Genomic DNA, 18,426 nt, shown 5'->3' on the forward strand with positions numbered 1-18,426 from the left:
GGCCTGCGCCGACCGGTCGGACCCCGAGGTGGCGTGCGGCACACTGGCCGCCATGCGGCGAACCCTCTACGAGGCCGAGCACGAGGACTTCCGGGGGACGGTCCGGGCATGGGCCGAGAAGAACGTCGTCCCCTTCCACGACCAGTGGGAGCGCGACGGCATCGTGCCCCGCGAGGTCTGGACCTCGGCCGGTGCGCAGGGACTGCTCGGCACGGACGTGGAGGAGCGCTTCGGCGGGGGCGGCGTCCGGGACTTCCGCTACCAGGCGGTCCTCGACGAGGAGCTCATGCGGATCGGCGCCACAGGCGTCGGTTTCGGGCTGCACAACGACGTCGCCGGGCCCTACCTGCGCGACCTCGCCACCGAGGAGCAGAAGGAACGGTGGCTGCCCGGGTTCTGCAGCGGGCAGCTGATCACCGCCATCGCGATGACCGAGCCGGCGGCCGGCAGCGACCTGCAGGGCATCCGGACGACGGCCCGCCGGGACGGCGACGAGTGGGTGCTCACCGGCTCGAAGACCTTCATCACCAACGGCATCAACGCCGACCTGGTCATCGTCGTGGCCCGCACCGACCCCGAGGCGCCGGGCTCCCGGGGGCTGAGCCTCCTGGTGGTGGAGCGCGGCATGCCGGGCTTCACCCGCGGCCGGAACCTGGCGAAGGTCGGGCTCAAGGCGCAGGACACCGCGGAGTTGTTCTTCGACGGCGTGCGCGTGCCGGCGCAGAACCTGCTCGGCACCGAGAACCGCGGCTTCGCCCACCTGATGGAGAACCTGCCGCAGGAGCGGCTCTCCATCGCCGTGGGCGCGGTGGCGGCGGCCGAGACCGTCCTGGCCCAGACCGTCGAGTACGTCACTGGGCGCACCGCCTTCGGCCGGCCGGTGGGCAGCTTCCAGAACTCCCGCTTCGTCCTGGCCGAGCTGCGCACGGAGGTCACCATCGCCCGCACGTTCGTCGACGAGTGCGTCCGGCAGCTCGGCAGCGGCGACCTCACGCCGGTCGACGCGGCGATGGCCAAGTACTGGACGACGGAGCTGCAGAACAAGGTGGCCGACCGTTGCCTGCAGCTGCACGGCGGCTACGGCTACATGGACGAGTACCCGGTGTCCAAGGCCTGGCGGGACGCCCGCATCCAGCCCATCTACGGCGGGACGAACGAGATCATGCGGGAGATCGTCGGCCGTTCCATGGGTCTGTAGGCCGGGCCTGCCGTGCCTGCGCAGATCCCGGCCGTCGACCCGGTCGCCGTCCAGCGCCGGACCCTCGGCGTGCTCAGCGGTGGAGTCGCCCTGAGCGGGCTCGGCATCACGGTGGGCATCACCGTCGGCGGCCTCCTCGCCCGGGACGTGGCCGGCACCGAGACCGCGGCCGGTCTCGGCCAGACGGCCGGCGTGCTCGGGGCCGCGGTCGTCGCCGTGCCGCTGGCGCGGATCAGCGACCGCGCCGGCCGGCGGGCGGGCCTGGCCGCGGGGTACGCGGTCGCCGTCCTCGGCGCCCTCGTGACGGTCGTCGCCGCGGTCGTCTCCTCGCTGCCGCTGCTGCTCGTGGGCCTGTTCGCCTTCGGCGCCGCCACCGCCTGCGGGTTGCAGGCGCGCTACGCCGCGGCCGACCTCGCCGTCCCGGAGCACCGGGGGCGGGCGTTGGCCCTGGTGGTGTGGGCGACCACGGTCGGCTCGGTGGTCGGCCCCAACCTCGCCGGCCCCGGCGAGCAGCTCGGGAACCTGCTGGGCCTGCCGCCGCTGACCGGCGCCTTCGCCGTCTCGGTGGCCGTCTTCGCCGTCGTGGCGCTGGGTCTGCTCGCCCTGCTGCGCCCCGACCCGCTGCTCCTGGCGCGGCAGCTGCGGGGCGCCGGGACGGACGGCGCCCGCCCGCGACGGGCCACCACGGACGCCGTCCGGGCGGTCTGGTCCGACCCCCGCGGCCGGCTCGGCCTCACCGCCGTCGTGGTCTCCCACGCGGTGATGGTCGGCGTGATGGTGATGACCCCGGTGCACATGGGCCACGCCGGGGGCACCACGCTGCGCGTCATCGGCCTGGTCATCAGCGTGCACGTCGCCGGCATGTACCTGTTCTCCCCGCTCGTCGGGCTGCTGGCCGACCGGGCCGGGCGCCGTGCGACCGTCGCCGTGGGGGCCGCCCTGCTGCTGGCGGCGGCCGGGCTGGCGGGGACGGCCCCGTCCGGGGCGGCGCTGCAGCTGGGCGCCGGGCTGCTGCTGCTCGGGCTGGGGTGGTCCTGCGGGCTCATCGCGGGGTCCACCCTGGTCACCGAGTCCGTCAGTGAGGGGCGGCGGCCCTCCGCGCAGGGCGGCACCGACCTGCTGATGGGCCTGGGGGCCGCGCTCGCCGGGGTCGCCGGTGGGCCGTTGCTGGCCCTGGGCGGCTACGGCCTGGTCGCGACGGTCTCGGCCGCGCTCGTGGTCCCGCTGGTGGTGGTGTGGGCGCGCACCGGGGAGCGCGGGGGAGCGGTGCCGGCTCAGCGACCCCGGTAGTTGTGCCAGAGCAGGACCAGCGAGGCCAGGAGGGCCAGCGCGATCCCGATCTCGAGGACGAGGTCCAGGGTGGCCGAGCCGGTGCCGATCACCGGCCCAGCGTAGGCAGCCGGAGGGTCCGGCCGGCCTGTGCACGTGCGCGCTAGCGTCGGGGTCGTGCGACTGCAGGATTTCTGGTCCCGGCTCCGCGAGCAGTTCGGCTCCATGCGCGCCGAGAGCGTGGCCCGCGACCACGTCTTCTCGTCGCTCGGTGGACGCAGCGCCGTCGAGGCGATCGAGGCCGGACTGCCGGTGCGGCGCGTCTGGCTGGCGATCTGCGAGGAGTTCGACGTACCGCGCAAGGAGCGTTGAGTCGCGGGAGCGGCGTGTCACGCTGGCAGTCGAACACACGTTCGGTCTAGATTGGGGCGGCAGTCCACAGGCCGGGCGTTCCTCCACAGGTCGGCCGGATCCCCGGAAGTGTCAGACCCCCGCTCTAGCGTCGACACCGACCCGCTCGAACACACGGCATCGCGACTTCCCGAAGGTGAGCTCCATGGCAACGCTCGACCGCGACAAGGCCCTCGACATGGCCCTGTCCCAGATCGACAAGCAGTTCGGCAAGGGCTCGGTCATGCGGCTGGGCGACAACCCGGCCCAGGCCATCAAGGTCATCCCGACCGGCTCGATCGCCCTCGACATCGCGCTGGGCATCGGTGGCCTGCCGCGCGGCCGGGTCGTCGAGGTCTACGGCCCGGAGTCCTCCGGCAAGACGACGGTCGCCCTGCACGCGGTGGCCAATGCCCAGGCCGCCGGCGGCATCGCGGCATTCATCGACGCGGAGCACGCGCTCGACCCCGAGTACGCCCGGGCGATCGGCGTCGACACCGACGCGCTGCTGGTCAGCCAGCCCGACACCGGTGAGCAGGCGCTGGAGATCGCCGACATGCTGATCCGGTCCGGCGCACTCGACATCATCGTCATCGACTCGGTGGCCGCACTCGTGCCGCGCGCCGAGATCGAGGGCGAGATGGGCGACAGCCACGTCGGCCTGCAGGCCCGCCTGATGAGCCAGGCGCTGCGCAAGATCACCGGCGCGCTGAGCAACTCCGGTACGACCGCGATCTTCATCAACCAGCTGCGCGAGAAGGTCGGTGTCGTCTACGGCTCGCCGGAGGTCACCACCGGTGGTCGCGCGCTGAAGTTCTACTCCTCGGTCCGGCTCGACGTCCGCCGCATCGAGACGCTCAAGCAGGGCACCGACGCGGTGGGCAGCCGCACGCGCATCAAGGTGGTCAAGAACAAGGTCGCCGCGCCGTTCAAGCAGGCCGAGCTCGACATCCTGTGGGGTCAGGGCTTCAGCCGCGAGGGCAGCCTCATCGACGTCGGCGTCGAGCAGGGCTTCATCCGCAAGTCCGGTGCCTGGTACACGTACGAGGGCGACCAGCTCGGCCAGGGCAAGGAGAACGTCCGCACCTTCCTGCGGGACAACCCCGACCTCGCCGACGAGATCGAGAAGAAGGTCAAGGAGAAGCTGGGCGTCGGTCCGAAGCTGGATGAGGCCGCGACGGCCGACCAGCCCGACTTCTGACGGTGGGCGGCTGGCCCGACGCCCGGAAGCGCTCGGCTCCCGCACGTCGACGCGGGCGGCGCTCCGGATCGTCCCCTGACCCGGACGGTCCGGACGCCGCCCCGCCGGCCGGCGGCTCGCACCTCGAGGACGACCCGGGCGATCCCGAGCAGGTCGCCCGCTCGATCTGCCTGCGGGCGCTGACCGGTGCACCGAAGACCCGCCAGCAGTTGGCCGACCTGCTGGCCAAGCGCGGGATCCCCGACGACGTCGCCGAGACCGTCCTCGACCGGTTCGGCGAGGTCGGCCTGATCGACGACGCCGCCTTCGCCCGGGCCTGGGTGACCTCCCGCCAGGCCGGGCGCGGCCTGGCGCGGCGCGCGCTCAAGGCGGAACTGCGCGCCAAGGGCGTCGACGGGGAGGTCGCCGAGGAGGCGGTCGGGCTCGTCGACGACCAGGACGAGTGGGACGCCGCCCGGAGGCTGGTCCAGCGCCGCCTGCCAGGCCTGCGGAGGGTCGACCGGGTCACCGCCGAACGGCGGCTGGTCGGGATGCTCGCCCGCAAGGGCTACGGCTCCGGGCTGGCCGGGTGGGTCGTCCGCGAGGCCCTCGACGAGGACCGGGCAGCCGCGAACCGGTCAGCCGAGGACGCCGGGGAGCCCGGCGCGCACGCGGAGCACGGCCTCGACGCCTGGCTGCCCTGACCGGTCGCCCATGGTCGGGAGGTTCGGGTGGCGCTCCGTCGGCCGGGACCGGACGGGGGTTGCGAGAACGTCCGGCGCCCTCCCTGGGCTCGCCCCGGGCTCGCCAGGAGTGGGCAGGAGGGGTGCCTCCTCAGGTCGGGTCGGGGTCCCTGCTGCCCTGCCGCTGACCTCCGCTCAGGCCGACGTCGCTCACGCCGGCGTAGGGCTCGTGCCGCTTTCCGACGTGCTTCTCCTGCTCCAGGCGTTCGAGGAGGTGCGGGTAGTGCGCCTCGAACGCCGGCCGCTCGGAGCGGATCTTCGGGATCTCGGTGAAGTTGTGCCGCGGCGGCGGGGACGACGTCACCCACTCCAGCGAGTTCCCGTGGCCCCACGGGTCGTCCCGCAGTGCCAAGGGGCCGTAGCGCCACGAGTGCACCACGTTGTAGAGGAACGGCAGCACCGAGGCCCCGAGAATGAACGAGAAGATCGTCGACACCGTGTTCAGCGTGGTGAACCCGTCGGTGGGCAGGTAGTTGACGTAGCGGCGCGGGTAGCCCTCACTGCCCAGCCAGTGCTGCACCAGGAACGTGCCATGGAACCCGATGAACACCATCCAGAACTGCAGCTTGCCGAGGCGCTCGTCCATCATCCGGCCGCACATCTTCGGGAACCAGAAGTACATCCCGCCGTAGGCGGCGAACACGACGGTGCCGAAGACGACGTAGTGGAAGTGGGCGACGACGAAGTAGGTGTCGTTGAGGTGCCAGTCCAGCGGCGGGGAGGCCAGCAGGACGCCGGTCAGGCCACCGAGGAGGAAGGTGACCAGGAAGCCGACGGAGAACAGCATCGGCGTCTCGAAGGTCAGCTGGCCGCGCCACATGGTGCCGATCCAGTTGAAGAACTTGATGCCGGTCGGCACGGCGATCAGGTAGGTCAGGAAGGCGAAGAACGGCAGCAGGATGGCGCCGGTGGCGTACATGTGGTGCGCCCACACGGTGATGCTGAGGAAGCCGATCGCGATGGTCGCGAAGACCATGCCCTTGTAGCCGAACAGCGGCTTGCGGCTGAACACCGGGATGATCTCGGTGATGATGCCGAAGAACGGCAGCGCGAGGATGTAGACCTCGGGGTGGCCGAAGAACCAGAACAGGTGCTGCCACAGCATCGGCCCGCCCATCTCGTCCGAGTACACCATCGCGCCCAGTTGCCGCTCGGCGAGCAGAGCGAACAGTGCTGCGGTGAGGATCGGGAAGGCGAAGAGCACCAGCATGCTCGTGACCAGCGTGTTCCAGGTGAAGATCGGCATCCGGAACATCGTCATCCCCGGCGCGCGTAGGCAGACGATGGTGGTGAGGAAGTTGACCGCGCCGAGGATGGTGCCCAGACCGGACACCGCGAGGCCGGCGATCCACAGGTCACCGCCCGATCCGGGGGAGTGCGCCACGGTGGACAGTGGCGTGTAGGCGTACCAGCCGAAGTCGGCCGCGCCGCCCGGGGCGATGAAGCCGGCCACGGCGAGCGTGCTGCCGAAGAGGAACAGCCAGTAGGAGAAGGCGTTGAGCCGCGGGAAAGCGACGTCGGGCGAACCGATCTGCAGCGGCATGATCAAGTTGCCGAACGCGAAGAACAGCGGCGTCGCGAAGAACAGCAACATGATCGTGCCGTGCATGGTGAACAGCTGGTTGTACTGCTCCGGCGAGAGGAACTGCAGCCCCGGCCGCGCGACCTCCCCGCGGATCAGCATGGCCATCACGCCGCCGACCACGAACCAGAAGAACGACGTGGCCGTGTACAGCAGACCGATGGTCTTGTGGTCGGTGGTCCGCAGCAGGCTGAGGAAGCGGGAGCCTCTGGTCACCGGTGCAGCCGCGCTCGGCCGGGAGACGATCGGGTGCGGGGCCAGAGCGGTCATCGGGTGCTCCCAGGGACCGACCGCGCTCCACCGGTTGGAGCGCCGGACCCATGGTGGACCCGATCGTGCAGCCCAGGGAAGGGGAACCCCTGCTGAGCCTGCGCGCGACGGGAGCCGGTCAGTCGGCGGAGCGCGCGGCCGCCGACCAGGCGGTCACGTCGACGGCGACGCCGTCCGGCGAGTCCTCATCGGGCACCAGCCAGTCGCCCCCGCCCCCGAGCTCGGAGGCCAGCCACGCCCGGATCAGCAGGTCGAACGCCCGCTCCGGCGCGGCGGCCGCGGAGCTGACCGGCCCGAGGAAGGTCAGGTCGGTCTGCACGCCCCCGGAGGAGCGCAGCACCACCCGGCACCGCGAGCGCCGGTGCCGGGCCGGTGGCACGACCTCCCGCACGACCGCGCTCTCGGCGCCCGCAGCAGCGGCCAGGGCCGGGGCAGAGGCGCGCAGCCGCGTCACGAACGCCTGCGCGGTGTCCTGCGGCACCGCCGGGCGGCGCGCCGGCACCGGGAGCAGAGGCACGGCTGGCAGGAGGGCGGTGTCCACGCCGGCCTCATCGGCAGTCCTGCGAACCGGTGGTACTACCGGCCACCCGGCTCGGTCACGAGCCCGCCGCCGCCACCCATCTGCACGTCGGCCGGCAGTTCGACGTCGGTCGTCCCCGCCGCCGCCGCCGCGCTGCGGGTGCGCTTCTCGACGTACTTGGCCACCTGCGAGAGCAGCACGTTGACCACGATGTAGATGACCGCGGCCCCAACGTAGAGCTGGAACGTGTAGACGCTGCCGAACTGGAAGTTGAAGAACTCCACGAGGCTGCGGGCCTGCCGGAGCAGCTCGACGTAACCGACGATGAAGCCCAGCGACGAGTCCTTGAGCAGCACGACCAGCTGCGCCACCAGCACCGGGAGCATGCGGCGGACCGCCTGGGGCAGCAGCACGAGGGTCATCACCTGGGCCTTGCGCATGCCCAGGGCGAAGGCCGCCTCGCGCTGTCCGCGGTCCACCGACAGGATGCCGGCCCGGAAGATCTCCGCCAGGACGGCCATGTTGTAGAGCGTCAGCCCCAGGGCCAGCGCCCGGAACGCGGTCATCGGGATGCCGACCGTGGGCAGGAACAGCAGGCAGAACAGGATCAGCACGAGCAGCGGCACGGCGCGGAAGAACTCGATGAGGACCGTGACCGGACCGCGCACCCACGCGTGGTCGGACAGCCGACCGACGGCGAGCAGCGCACCGAGGACGGTGGCGGCCACCATGCCGACGGCGGCGACCGCGAGCGTGTTGAGCAGCGCCTCGCCGAGGGCCTGCGGGACGCCGGAGGCCGGGTCGAACAGGATCGCCCAGCGCTGCGGCTCCAGCTGCCCGTTGGTGCCCAGCCGCCACAGTGCCAACCCGATGAGGGCGAGGACCACCAGGGCGCCGATGACGGTGCCGATGCGCTGCCGACTGCGGGCCCGGGGCCCGGGGACGTCGAAGAGGACGCTCGTGCTGCTCATCGGACGATCGCCACCCGGTTCTCGATCAGGCGGATCAACCAGGCCGAGGGCAGCGTGATGGCGAGGTAACCCAGCACCACCGCGGCGAACACGGCCAGCAGCTGGTCGGCGTTGACGTTGGCCAGCCGCTGCAGCGCCGCGGTCAGGTCGGTGACCGCGAAGCCGGCCGCGATCGAGGTGTTCTTCGCCAGCGCGATCCACACGTTGCCCAGCGGTGGGACCACGGTGCGGAAGGCCTGCGGCAGGACGATGGTGCGCAGGCTCTGCCCGAAGTCCAGACCCAGGGCGCGGGCCGCCTCCGCCTGTCCGGGCGGGACGGCGTTGATCCCCGACCGCAGGGCCTCGCAGACGAAGGCCGCGGTGTAGAGCGACAGCGCCGCGACGGCGGTGACGAAGCGGGTGGGGAACTGCAGGTCGACGTAGACCAGGCCGAAGAAGAGGAAGAAGAACACCACGGTGAGCGGGGTGTTCCGGAAGACCTCGACGTAGAAGGTGGCCAGTCCGCGCAGCGGGGGCACCGGGCTCACCCGCATGCCGACGAGAACGGTGCCGAGCACCAGGGCGCACAGGCCACTGGTGACTGCGAGGGAGAGCGTCGTGAGGAACGCACTCCACAGCAGATCGGAGTTGTCACTCAGGAACTGCACGGCGTCCTCGGGTGCTCGGGAGCGGGACGACGCCGCCGGGCGCTGCGCGCCCGGCGGCGTCGTGGGAACTCAGTAGCGGTCGACCGCAGGAGGCTCGGGAGCCTCCTCGCCGGTGATGGCTCCGGCGGTGCGGTCCCAGGCGGCGGCCCAGGTGCCGTCCTCGTAGGCCTCCTCGAGGACGTCGTTGAGGAAGTTCCGGAACTCCGTGTCACCCAGCGGCAGGCCGATGCCGTACGGCTCCTCGGTGAAGGGGTTCCCGACCAGCTCGAAGCCTTCGGGGTTGCCGGCGACCAGGCCGGTCAGGATGACGTTGTCCGTCGTCACGGCCTGGACGTTGCCGTTGGCCAGGTCGTCGGCACACTTGGAGTACACGTCGTAGGTGACGAGGGTGGCCTCCGGGAAGTTGTCCCGGATGTTCTGGGCCGGGGTCGAACCCTCGACCGAGCAGACGGTCTTGCCGGCGAGGTCCTCCGGCCCCTGGATGCCCTCGGGGTTGCCCGCGGCGACCATGATGTCCTGGCCGGCGACGTAGTACGGCCCGGCGAAGTCGACGACCTGCTTGCGGGTGTCGTTGATGGTGTAGGTGGCGACGACGATGTCGACCTGGCCGTTCTGGATGAACGGCTCCCGGTTGGCCGAGACGGTCTCGGTCCAGGTGATCTCCTCGGGCGCGATGCCCAGCTCGCCGGCGATGATCTTGGCGATCTCGACGTCGAAGCCCTCCGGCACGCCGTCCGGGTTGAGCAGGCCGAAGCCGGGCTGGTCGTACTTGGTGCCCACCGTGATGGAGCCCGCCTCGGCGAGCTCGGCCATGGTGGTGCCGGCCGGGAACTCGACGTCCTCGGCGACCTCGGCGGTGTTCTCGGCGGCTCCCTCGGCCTGCTGGCCGGCCTCGCTGGAGCAGCCGGCGAGCACGAGGCCCAGGGCCCCGAGGGTGGCGGCGTATCGGGTGGTGATGCGCATGGTGTCCTCTCTGCGGAACGGTCAGTGGTTGAGGATCTTGGACAGGAAGTCCTTGGCCCGGTCCGACTGCGGGTTGGTGAAGAACGTCTCGGGGTCGGCGGACTCGACGATCCGGCCGCCGTCCATGAAGACGACCCGGTTGGCCGCCCGACGGGCGAAGCCCATCTCGTGGGTGACGACGACCATCGTCATGCCGTCGCGGGCCAGCGAGGTCATCACGTCGAGGACCTCGTTGATCATCTCGGGGTCCAGCGCCGACGTGGGCTCGTCGAAGAGCATGACCTTGGGGTCCATCGCCAGTGCGCGGGCGATCGCGACCCGCTGCTGCTGCCCCCCGGACAGCTGGGCCGGGTACTTGTCGGCCTGGGTGCCGACTCCGACGCGGTCCAGCAGCTGACGGGCCCGCCGCTCGACCTCGCCCTTGGCCTGCTTGCGCACCTTGATCGGGCCCAGCGTCACGTTCTCCAGCACGGTCTTGTGCGCGAAGAGGTTGAAGCTCTGGAAGACCATCCCGACGTCGGCGCGCAGCCGGGCCAGCTGCTTGCCCTCCTCGGGCAGTCGCTCGCCGTCGATGCTGATCTCGCCGGAGTCGATGGGCTCGAGCCGGTTGATCGTTCGGCACAGCGTCGACTTCCCGGAGCCGGACGGGCCGATGATGACGACGACCTCGCCGCGGTCGATCGACAGGTCGATGTCCTGCAGGACGTGCAGCTGGCCGAACCACTTGTCGACCCCGGACAGGCGGACGAGAGGCTCTCCGGCGGTACGGCTGGTCACCCGGGGAACCCTAAAGGCGGCCGACGACGCCCGACGGACCCGCCGATCACGAAGCCGTAACGAAGCCGCAGGTCCGTAGCCCGGCAGGGTGACGCCGCCCCTCGCCGTACCCTCGACCCGTCATGACGAGCGACCTCGACCGCAGCGCAGAGCCCGCCCCGGTGCGGACCTACCGGGTCCGCACCTACGGCTGCCAGATGAACGTGCACGACTCCGAGCGCCTCTCCGGGCTGCTGGAGGACGCCGGCTACACCGCCGCGCCGGAGGGGGCCGACGCGGACGTCGTCGTCCTCAACACCTGCGCGGTGCGGGAGAACGCCGACAACCGGCTGTATGGCAACCTCGGGCACCTGCGGCCGGTCAAGGACGCCCACCCCGGCATGCAGATCGCCGTCGGCGGCTGCCTGGCGCAGAAGGACCGCGGCGAGATCGTGCGGCGCGCGCCCTGGGTCGACGTCGTCTTCGGCACCCACAACGTCGGCTCGCTGCCGGCGCTGCTGGAGCGGGCGCGGCACAACGCCGAGGCGCAGGTGGAGATCGCCGAGGCGCTCGAGGTCTTCCCGTCGACGCTGCCGGCGAAGCGGGACTCCGCCTACTCGGGCTGGGTCTCGATCAGCGTTGGGTGCAACAACACGTGCACGTTCTGCATCGTGCCGGCGCTGCGCGGCAGGGAGCGGGACCGCCGTCCCGGCGAGGTCCTCGCCGAGGTGCAGGCGCTGGTCGACCAGGGCGTGCTCGAGGTGACCCTGCTCGGCCAGAACGTCAACGCCTACGGCGTGGAGTTCCGCGACCGCAGCGCCTTCGCCGACCTGCTGCGCGCCGCCGGCCGGATCGAGGGCCTGGAGCGGTTGCGCTTCACCAGCCCGCACCCGCGCGAGTTCACCGACGACGTCATCGAGGCGATGGCCGAGACGCCCGCCGTCTGCCACCAGCTGCACATGCCGCTGCAGAGCGGTTCGGACGAGGTGCTGCGCCGGATGCGTCGCGGCTACCGGCAGGAGCGCTACCTGGGGATCATCGACCGGGTCCGCGCCGCCATGCCCGACGCCGCGATCACCACCGACGTCATCGTGGGCTTCCCCGGTGAGACCGAGGCCGACTTCGAGCAGACCCTCGAGGTGGTCCGCCGGGCCCGCTTCGCCAGCGCCTTCACCTTCCAGTACTCCGCGCGCCCCGGCACGCCAGCGGCCGAGATGGCCGACCAGCTGCCCAAGGAGGTCGTGCAGGAGCGCTACCTGCGGCTGACCGCCCTGCAGGACGAGATCAGCTGGGCGGAGAACCGCGCGCAGGTCGGGCAGACCGTCGAGCTGCTGGTCGCCGCCGGCGAGGGCAGCAAGGACGCCCGCACCGGGCGGCTGTCCGGCCGGGCCCGGGACGGCCGGCTGGTGCACTTCACGGCCGCCGACGGCGTGCGGCCAGGGGACGTCGTCGAGACGGTGGTGACCCAGGCCGCGCCGCACCACCTGGTGGCCGACGGGCTGCTGCTGTCACACCGCCGCACCCGCGCCGGGGACGCGCACGAAGCAGGGACCCGGCCGACCACCCCGGGCGTACTGCTCGGTATGCCCCGCATCGGCGCCCCTTCGTAACGGTCCAGGGCGGCCCCGTTGCCGTGTCCCGTCGCGAGCTTGCGAGCGGCGGGGGCAGCGGGGTCCTTCGGTCAGCGGCGGTTGGCGCTCTTCTCCGCCTCGGCCAGCCACTCCCGGCGGGTGGTCAGGTTCGCCCGCGCCTCCTCGATCCGGCGGGCGTCGCCGGCGGCCTCGGCCTTGGTCAGCTGCTCCTCGGCCTTGGTGACCGCCTGCCGCATCGAGGTGACCATCGGGTTCTCCGGGGCCACCCGCGGGCGGGAGGTGTCGACGGCGCCGCGGATGCGCTGCTCGACGGCCTGCATCCGGTCCTCCAGCTGGCGCATCGCGCCGCGCGGCACGTGGCCGATGGCGTCGTAGCGCTCCTGCAGCTTGCGCAGGAGGTTCTGCGCGGTGCGCAGGTCGGTCGACGGATCGAGCTTCTCGGCCTCGGCGAGGATCTCCTCCTTGGCCTGCTGGTTGGCCAGCTGCTCCGAGTTGCGGGCCTTGTCCGACTCCGCCCGGGCGGTGAAGAAGACGTCCTGCGCGGCGCGGAACTGCTTCCACAGGTCGTCGTCGCCGTCGCGGCCGGTGCGCGGGACGGCCTTCCAGCGGTCCATGAGGTTGCGCATCGCGGCCGAGGTGGGGCCCCAGTCCGTGGACGTCGACAGCCGCTGCGCCTCGGTGATCAGCTCCTGCTTGGCGGCGCGGGCCTCACCGCGCTGGGCGTCGAGGGCGGCGAAGTGCGCGCCGCGGCGACGGCCGAAGGCGTCGCGGGCGGCGGAGAAGCGAGTCCACAGCGCCTCGTCGGTCTTGCGGTCGATGCCGCGGATGGTCTTCCACTCCTCGACGATCGCCTTGAGCCGGTCGCCGGCGGCCTTCCACGACGTGGACTCCGCGGCGATCTGCTCGGCCTCGGCGGCCAGCGCCTCCTTGCGAGCGACCTGCGCGGCCCGGGCGGCGGCCTTCTCGGCGCGCGACTCGGCGGCGGCCTCGTCCGCGGTGCCGACCATCGCGCGGGCGCGGGCGGCCAGCCCGTCGAGGTCGCCAACGGCGGTCGCGGTGGGGATCGACTCGGCCAGGGCCTGGGCCTTGGCCTTGATCTCGGCCGGGTTGCCGGTGTGCGCCCGCAGCCGCGCCTCGAGCAGCGACACCTCCGTGGCCAGGTCGTCGTAGCGGCGGGCGTAGTGGGCCAGCCCCGCCGCCGGGTCGCCGGCCTGCCACGAACCGACGGCACGCTCCCCCTCGGCGGTGCGGACGTAGACCGTCCCGTCCTCGTCAACGCGGCCCCACCGGACGGCGTCGGCGGGCGGGTGGGGGACGGCGGGCTGCGCTGCGCTCACCTCTTGGGCGGCGGGCTGCGCTGCGGGGGTCTCCGGTGCGGCGGGCTGCGCTGCGCTCACCTCTTGGGCGGCGGGCTGCGCTGCGGGGGTCTCCGGTGCGGCGGGCTGCGCTGCGCTCACCTCTTGGGCGGCGGGCTGCGCTGCGGGGGTCTCCGGTGCGGCGGGCTGCGCTGCGCTCGCCTCTGGCGCGGCAGGCTGCGCTGCGGGGGCCTCCGGTGCGGCGGTTCCCGCGGTCGGGTCGGCCAGCGCGGCGTCGCCAGGGGTGGGGGCCACCGCCGTCCCCGCCTCGGGGGTGACCGCCTCGGATCCGGCCGTCGGCGGCTCGGGCAGCTGCTGCTCGGGGGTTCCGGCGTTCTCCGTGCTCGACACGTCCCGGAGTGTCCCACGACGCATCCGGGACACTGCTGCGGTGAGCTCGGTCCCGGCCGCCGTCGCCTTCTGCCCCTGCCCGCCGCTGCTGGTCCCGGAGGTGGCCGGGCGGGCCGCGCAGGACACCGCCGACCTGCGGGTGGCCTGCGCGAGCGCGGTGGACGCGGCGCTGACGCCCGGCCCGGAGGTCGTCGTGGTCGTCGGCGGCGAGGACGGCTGCGGGCGGTTCGGGGACGGCGACGGCGGGGACCTGCGCGGCTTCGGCGTCGACCTCGACGTCCCCTTCGCCGGCCCGCTCCGGCCCGGCGGGCGCCGCACGCCGCTGGCGCACACGATCGGCGCCTGGCTGCTGGACCGGGCCGGGTACCGCGGCGTCCGCGTCGGTGTCGGCCCCGGCGACCTCGCCGGCGCGCTGGCCGGCTCCCCCGGGACCGTCGCCGTCCTGGCCGTGGGCGACGGCTCGGCGCGGCGCTCGCTCAAGGCGCCCGGTTCCCTCGACGCGGCGGCGCAGCCGCACGACGACGCCGTCGCCGCGGCGCTCGACGCCGGGGACCCGGGCGCGCTGGCCGCACTGGACCCGGCGGAGGGCGCGCGGCTGCTCGCCGCCGGCGTGCCCACCTGGCGGGCGGTCGGCGCCCTGCTGACCGGCCGGGAGGTCGGTGGCCGGCTGCACGCCCACGAGGCGCCGTTCGGCGTCGGCTACCTGGTGGCCGACTGGAGCGTGCGGTGACCCTGTCCCCGCCGGTGGTCGCGCTGGTGGGCCCCACCGCGACCGGCAAGACCGCCCTGGGCGTCGCGCTGGCCCACCGGCTGGGCGGCGAGGTGGTCAACGCCGACTCGATGCAGCTCTACCGCGGCATGGACATCGGCACCGCCAAGCCCGACGCCGCCGAGCGGGACGGGGTGCCGCACCACCTGCTCGACCTGTGGCACGTGCGGCAGGCGGCGTCGGTGGCCGAGTACCGGCGGCTGGCCCGCGCCGAGGTGGACCGGCTGCGGGCAGCCGGGGTGGTGCCGCTGCTGGTCGGCGGCTCCGGCCTCTACGTGCGCGCCGTCCTCGACGAGCTGGACTTCCCCGGCACCGACCCCGCCGTCCGGGCCCGGCTCGAGGCCGAGCTGGCCGAGGCCGGCCCGGCCGCGCTGCACGCCCGCCTGGCCGCGGTGGACCCGGCCGCCGCGGCCGCCGTCCTGCCGTCGAACGGACGGCGGATCGTCCGGGCCCTCGAGGTCGTGGAGATCACCGGCGGGCCGTTCCGCGCGAGGCTGCCCGAGCCGCGGCCGCACTACCCGGCGGTGGTGGTCGGCCTCGACCGCGAGCCGGCCGAGCTCGACGAGCGGATCGCGCTGCGGGTGGACCGGATGTGGGCGGCCGGGTTCGTCGAGGAGGTGGCGGCGCTGGCCGCCGACGGGCTGCGCGAGGGGCCGACGGCGTCCCGTGCGCTCGGCTACGCGCAGGTGCTGGCCCAGCTCGACGGCACCGTCACCCCCGACGAGGCGCGGGAGCGCACGGTCTCCACCACCCGCCGCTTCGTGCGCCGGCAGCGCGCCTGGTTCCGCCGCGACCCGGCGACCACCTGGCTCGACGCCGCCTGGCCCGACCTGGTGGAGGTGGCCCTCGGCGTGATCACCGCTCGTACCCTGGAACGGTGAGCGAGCTGGCGAGCTCACTGATGGACACCGCAGTGCCACGGTCGTGGCCGACGAGCGACAGCGAGGAGGGCTCGTGAGTGCGCACCGGGTGCTGGTCGGCCACGGCACCGCGAACGACTTCGTCGTGCTGCCCGACCCCGACGGCACCGGCTGGCCGGAGAGCCGGCTGGACGCGGCGATGGTGCGGCGGCTGTGCGACCGCCGCGCCGGGCTCGGTGGGGACGGCGTGCTGCGCGTCGTCCGCAGCGCGCAGGTGCCCGACGCGCCCGCCGTGCTCGGCGAGGCGCTGGCGCAGTGCGAGTGGTTCATGGACCACCGCAACGCCGACGGCTCCACCGCCGAGATGTGCGGCAACGGGATCCGGTTGTTCCTCCACGTGCTGGTCACCGAGGGCCTGGTTACCCGGGACGCCTGTGCCGACGGCATCTGGGTGGGCACCCGGGGTGGTCCCCGGCGCGTGGGCGCCGCGGCCGACGGCGGCTACTGGGTGGACATGGGCCCGGCGCGGCCGTTCGGTGCCGGGACGGCCGAGCTCGGGGGTGCGACCTTCCCCGGGCGGGCGGTCTCGATGGGCAACCCGCACCTGGCCTGCCTCACCGACGTCGACGTCGACACCCTCGACCTCACGACGACGCCAGCGGTGGACCCGGGGCTGTTCCCGGACGGCGTGAACGTCGAGTTCGTCAACGTCGTCGAGCCCGGCCGGCACGTGCGGCTGCGGGTGTCCGAGCGCGGGGTGGGGGAGACCCGCTCGTGCGGCACCGGTGCCTGCGCCGCGGCCTGGGCCGCGCTGGAGGCCGCCGGCGCGGCGACCGGCACGGTCACCGTCGACGTCCCTGGCGGCCGGCTGGGGGTGATCGTGGACGAGCGGACGACGGTGCTGTCCGGTCCCGCGGTCGTGGTCGCGGCCGGCGAGCTCACCGCGGAGTGGCTCCGGGCCGGGTGACGCCCTGGAACGGCCCTCCTGCAGGGTCCCGCCGCGAGCCTCGATCGGCCCCCTCGCAGGGCCCCGCCGCGAGCCTGCGAGTGGTGGGGGGCGAGGGGGTCCTTCAAGGGGGCAGGAGGGTGCTCCTTCAGTCCCTGGTGTTCTCCGTCTCCTCCGGGGATTCCGGCATCATCGACTGGCCGGCGATGCCGGGGCTGCCCTCCGGCTCACCGCGGCCGCTGTCCTGGTCCGGTCCGCCGGTCGTGCTGCCCAGGCCGCCGGACAGCGGGTTCCGCGGCGGGTTGAGGCCCTTGGGGTCCCGGCCCGGGTCGTCGAGCTCCTCGTCCGCCCCGGCCGCGCTGCTGCCCGTCTCGCTCATCTCGAGCCTCCTCGGAGTGTCGGTCGTCGTCCGGCTCTACCCGGTGACGACCCGGCCACGCGCGCGGGATGGTCCGCGGCGGTTCCGGTGTTGTAGCGAGTGATGACAACTCGGATGCCCCAGGTGCTGGGGTCTGCCACGCTGGAGACGATGACGACAGCACAGAACCGCGCCGTGCTCGCCGACGCCGAGGAGCGCGCCCTCCGGGCCGCGCCCGCACCCGCCGAGGAGGCGCCCCGCCCGGACGGGGGACGGGACGGGCCGGACGACACCGCCGGCTCGTACGCGCTCGAGGCCCGCGGTGCGCTGCGCCGCGTCGCCGGCCTGTCCACCGAGCTCGCCGACGTCACCGAGGTCGAGTACCGCCGGCTGCGCCTGGAGCGCGTCGTGCTGGTCGGGGTCTGGACCGAGGGGACGCAGGCCGACGCCGACCGCTCGCTCGCCGAGCTGGCCGCGTTGGCCGAGACCGCGGGCTCGCAGGTCCTGGAGGCGGTGAGCCAGCGGCGCGACAAGCCCGACGCCGGGACCTACGTCGGGTCGGGCAAGGCCGCCGAGATCCGCGACATCGTCGCGGCCGCCGGCGCCGACACGGTGATCTGCGACGGGGAGCTGACCCCGGGCCAGCTCAACGCGCTGGAGAAGATCCTCAAGGTCAAGGTGGTCGACCGGACCGCGCTGATCCTCGACATCTTCGCCCAGCACGCCTCCAGTCGGGAGGGCAAGGCCCAGGTCGAGCTGGCGCAGATGCAGTACATGCTGCCGCGGCTGCGCGGCTGGGGTGAGTCGCTGTCCCGGCAGGCCGGTGGCCGCGTCGCCGGCGGTGGCGGCATCGGCACCCGCGGGCCCGGTGAGACCAAGATCGAGACCGACCGGCGGCGGATCCGCGCGCGGGTGAGCAAGCTGCGCCGGGAGATCGCCGGCATGGCGACCGCCCGGGCCACGCAGCGCTCGGCCCGCGACCGCAACGCCGTCCCCAGCGTGGCGATCGCCGGGTATACCAACGCCGGCAAGTCCAGCCTGCTCAACCGGCTCACCGGAGCCGGCGTCCTGGTCGAGAACGCGCTGTTCGCGACCCTGGACCCGACGGTGCGCCGGGCGCAGTCCCCGGACGGCCGCGAGTACACGCTCACCGACACCGTCGGCTTCGTGCGGCACCTGCCGCACCAGCTGGTCGACGCCTTCCGCTCCACGCTGGAGGAGGTGGCCGCCGCCGACCTGCTGCTGCACGTCGTCGACGGCTCCGACCCCGATCCGCTGGGCCAGATCGACGCCGTGCACGTCGTCCTGCAGGACATCGACGCGTCGTCGGTGCCCGAGCTCGTCGTCGTCAACAAGGTCGACGCGATGAGCGAGGAGGACATCCTCACCCTGCGCCGTGCCTTGCCGGGCGCGGTCTGGGTGTCGGCCCGCACGGGGGTCGGGATCGAGCAGCTCCGCGACATCGTCGCGGCCCGGCTGCCGCACCCCGACGTCGAGGTCGACGTGCTGGTGCCCTACGACCGAGGTGACCTGGTGGCCCGGGTGCACCGGGACGGCGAGGTGCTCCGGGAGACCCACGAGACCGGCGGCACGCGGCTCAGCGCACGGGTGGACGGTGGGCTGGCCGCCGCGCTCGAGGACTTCGCGGCGACGGTCGCCTGACGCGCTCGCTCCATCAAGCGAGGTCACGGTCAGGTCACGGCCCG

At 73.3% G+C, this 18,426-nt stretch carries 18 protein-coding genes; 10 read left to right on the plus strand and 8 right to left on the minus strand.

Annotated features, from left to right (window positions below):
* Nucleotides 1-52: 52 nt before the first annotated feature.
* The 5 genes from BLW63_RS02780 (at nt 53) to BLW63_RS02800 (ending at nt 4,741) form a co-directional block, all read left to right on the plus strand.
* Entirely contained in the window at nt 53-1,198 is a 1,146-nt protein-coding gene (locus BLW63_RS02780) for an acyl-CoA dehydrogenase family protein (protein WP_091151287.1), read from the plus strand.
* Between the two features lie 12 nt (nt 1,199-1,210).
* Nucleotides 1,211-2,488 carry an MFS transporter gene (locus tag BLW63_RS02785; RefSeq protein WP_091151290.1) on the plus strand — a complete coding sequence of 426 codons (1,278 nt, stop codon included), beginning with the start codon at nt 1,211-1,213 and terminating at the stop codon, nt 2,486-2,488.
* Between the two features lie 156 nt (nt 2,489-2,644).
* Nucleotides 2,645-2,839 carry a DUF3046 domain-containing protein gene (locus BLW63_RS02790; RefSeq protein WP_170856611.1) on the plus strand — a complete coding sequence of 65 codons (195 nt, stop codon included), beginning with the start codon at nt 2,645-2,647 and terminating at the stop codon, nt 2,837-2,839.
* 184 nt (nt 2,840-3,023) lie between these two features.
* The gene (recA, locus tag BLW63_RS02795) at nt 3,024-4,058 is read left to right on the plus strand and encodes a recombinase RecA (protein WP_091151292.1); all 1,035 of its coding nucleotides are present in this window, start codon (nt 3,024-3,026) and stop codon (nt 4,056-4,058) included.
* 2 nt (nt 4,059-4,060) lie between these two features.
* A complete protein-coding gene (locus tag BLW63_RS02800) occupies nt 4,061-4,741 on the plus strand; it encodes a regulatory protein RecX (protein ID WP_091151294.1) in 681 nt (226 codons plus the stop codon).
* 130 nt (nt 4,742-4,871) lie between these two features.
* Here the strand turns inward: BLW63_RS02800 and ctaD are convergent, their stop codons facing one another.
* The 6 genes from ctaD to BLW63_RS02830 form a co-directional block, all read right to left on the minus strand.
* A complete protein-coding gene (gene ctaD / locus BLW63_RS02805; protein ID WP_091151296.1) occupies nt 4,872-6,632 on the minus strand; it encodes an aa3-type cytochrome oxidase subunit I in 1,761 nt (586 codons plus the stop codon).
* Between the two features lie 118 nt (nt 6,633-6,750).
* Complete coding sequence (locus BLW63_RS02810) at nt 6,751-7,149, minus strand: hypothetical protein (protein WP_244522310.1); 399 nt, start codon at nt 7,147-7,149, stop codon at nt 6,751-6,753.
* 59 nt (nt 7,150-7,208) lie between these two features.
* Nucleotides 7,209-8,123 carry an amino acid ABC transporter permease gene (locus BLW63_RS02815; protein ID WP_091151300.1) on the minus strand — a complete coding sequence of 305 codons (915 nt, stop codon included), beginning with the start codon at nt 8,121-8,123 and terminating at the stop codon, nt 7,209-7,211.
* Entirely contained in the window at nt 8,120-8,770 is a 651-nt protein-coding gene (locus BLW63_RS02820) for an amino acid ABC transporter permease (RefSeq protein WP_091151302.1), read from the minus strand. The genes BLW63_RS02815 and BLW63_RS02820 overlap by 4 nt, the downstream gene beginning before the upstream one ends.
* 69 nt (nt 8,771-8,839) lie before the next feature.
* Nucleotides 8,840-9,733 carry a glutamate ABC transporter substrate-binding protein gene (locus BLW63_RS02825; protein ID WP_091151304.1) on the minus strand — a complete coding sequence of 298 codons (894 nt, stop codon included), beginning with the start codon at nt 9,731-9,733 and terminating at the stop codon, nt 8,840-8,842.
* Between the two features lie 21 nt (nt 9,734-9,754).
* Nucleotides 9,755-10,510, minus strand: coding sequence for an amino acid ABC transporter ATP-binding protein (locus tag BLW63_RS02830; RefSeq protein ID WP_091151307.1), 756 nt, complete (start codon nt 10,508-10,510; stop codon nt 9,755-9,757).
* Nucleotides 10,511-10,632: 122 nt separating this feature from the next.
* Between BLW63_RS02830 and miaB the strand changes: the two genes are divergently transcribed.
* Nucleotides 10,633-12,099, plus strand: a complete 1,467-nt coding sequence (gene miaB / locus BLW63_RS02835; RefSeq protein WP_091151310.1) for a tRNA (N6-isopentenyl adenosine(37)-C2)-methylthiotransferase MiaB — start codon at nt 10,633-10,635, stop codon at nt 12,097-12,099.
* Between the two features lie 71 nt (nt 12,100-12,170).
* Here the strand turns inward: miaB and BLW63_RS02840 are convergent, their stop codons facing one another.
* Nucleotides 12,171-13,787, minus strand: a complete 1,617-nt coding sequence (locus BLW63_RS02840; RefSeq protein ID WP_091151313.1) for a DUF349 domain-containing protein — start codon at nt 13,785-13,787, stop codon at nt 12,171-12,173.
* Nucleotides 13,788-13,827: 40 nt separating this feature from the next.
* Here BLW63_RS02840 and BLW63_RS02845 point away from each other — a divergent pair, with 40 nt between their 5' ends.
* The 3 genes from BLW63_RS02845 (at nt 13,828) to dapF (ending at nt 16,383) form a co-directional block, all read left to right on the plus strand.
* Nucleotides 13,828-14,517: a class III extradiol ring-cleavage dioxygenase family protein gene (locus BLW63_RS02845; protein WP_244522311.1), complete on the plus strand. Its 690-nt coding sequence runs from the start codon at nt 13,828-13,830 to the stop codon at nt 14,515-14,517.
* The gene (gene miaA / locus BLW63_RS02850) at nt 14,514-15,437 is read left to right on the plus strand and encodes a tRNA (adenosine(37)-N6)-dimethylallyltransferase MiaA (protein WP_091151315.1); all 924 of its coding nucleotides are present in this window, start codon (nt 14,514-14,516) and stop codon (nt 15,435-15,437) included. The genes BLW63_RS02845 and miaA overlap by 4 nt, the downstream gene beginning before the upstream one ends.
* 73 nt (nt 15,438-15,510) lie before the next feature.
* The gene (gene dapF, locus BLW63_RS02855) at nt 15,511-16,383 is read left to right on the plus strand and encodes a diaminopimelate epimerase (protein ID WP_244522312.1); all 873 of its coding nucleotides are present in this window, start codon (nt 15,511-15,513) and stop codon (nt 16,381-16,383) included.
* Nucleotides 16,384-16,510: 127 nt separating this feature from the next.
* On the opposite strand, the gene BLW63_RS02860 is transcribed toward dapF, so the two are convergent.
* Entirely contained in the window at nt 16,511-16,741 is a 231-nt protein-coding gene (locus tag BLW63_RS02860; RefSeq protein WP_091151317.1) for a hypothetical protein, read from the minus strand.
* Between the two features lie 150 nt (nt 16,742-16,891).
* On the opposite strand from BLW63_RS02860, the gene hflX reads away from it, so the two are divergent.
* Nucleotides 16,892-18,382 (plus strand): GTPase HflX, encoded by a 1,491-nt coding sequence (gene hflX / locus BLW63_RS02865; RefSeq protein ID WP_244522313.1) that lies wholly within the window; start codon nt 16,892-16,894, stop codon nt 18,380-18,382.
* The last annotated feature ends 44 nt before the right edge of the window (nt 18,383-18,426 follow it).

Source organism: Geodermatophilus africanus (assembly GCF_900107105.1).
Lineage (GTDB): Bacteria > Actinomycetota > Actinomycetes > Mycobacteriales > Geodermatophilaceae > Geodermatophilus > Geodermatophilus africanus.

Excerpts from the sequence above, each read along its gene's own strand:
- BLW63_RS02780 (WP_091151287.1), top strand. The coding sequence starts at position 53 with ATGCGGCGAACCCTCTACGAGGCCGAGCACGAGGACTTCCGGGGGACG.
- recA (WP_091151292.1), top strand. The coding sequence starts at position 3,024 with ATGGCAACGCTCGACCGCGACAAGGCCCTCGACATGGCCCTGTCCCAG.
- ctaD (WP_091151296.1), bottom strand. The coding sequence starts at position 6,632 with ATGACCGCTCTGGCCCCGCACCCGATCGTCTCCCGGCCGAGCGCGGCT.
- BLW63_RS02815 (WP_091151300.1), bottom strand. The coding sequence starts at position 8,123 with ATGAGCAGCACGAGCGTCCTCTTCGACGTCCCCGGGCCCCGGGCCCGC.
- BLW63_RS02825 (WP_091151304.1), bottom strand. The coding sequence starts at position 9,733 with ATGCGCATCACCACCCGATACGCCGCCACCCTCGGGGCCCTGGGCCTC.
- miaB (WP_091151310.1), top strand. The coding sequence starts at position 10,633 with ATGACGAGCGACCTCGACCGCAGCGCAGAGCCCGCCCCGGTGCGGACC.
- BLW63_RS02860 (WP_091151317.1), bottom strand. The coding sequence starts at position 16,741 with ATGAGCGAGACGGGCAGCAGCGCGGCCGGGGCGGACGAGGAGCTCGAC.
- hflX (WP_244522313.1), top strand. The coding sequence starts at position 16,892 with ATGACGACAGCACAGAACCGCGCCGTGCTCGCCGACGCCGAGGAGCGC.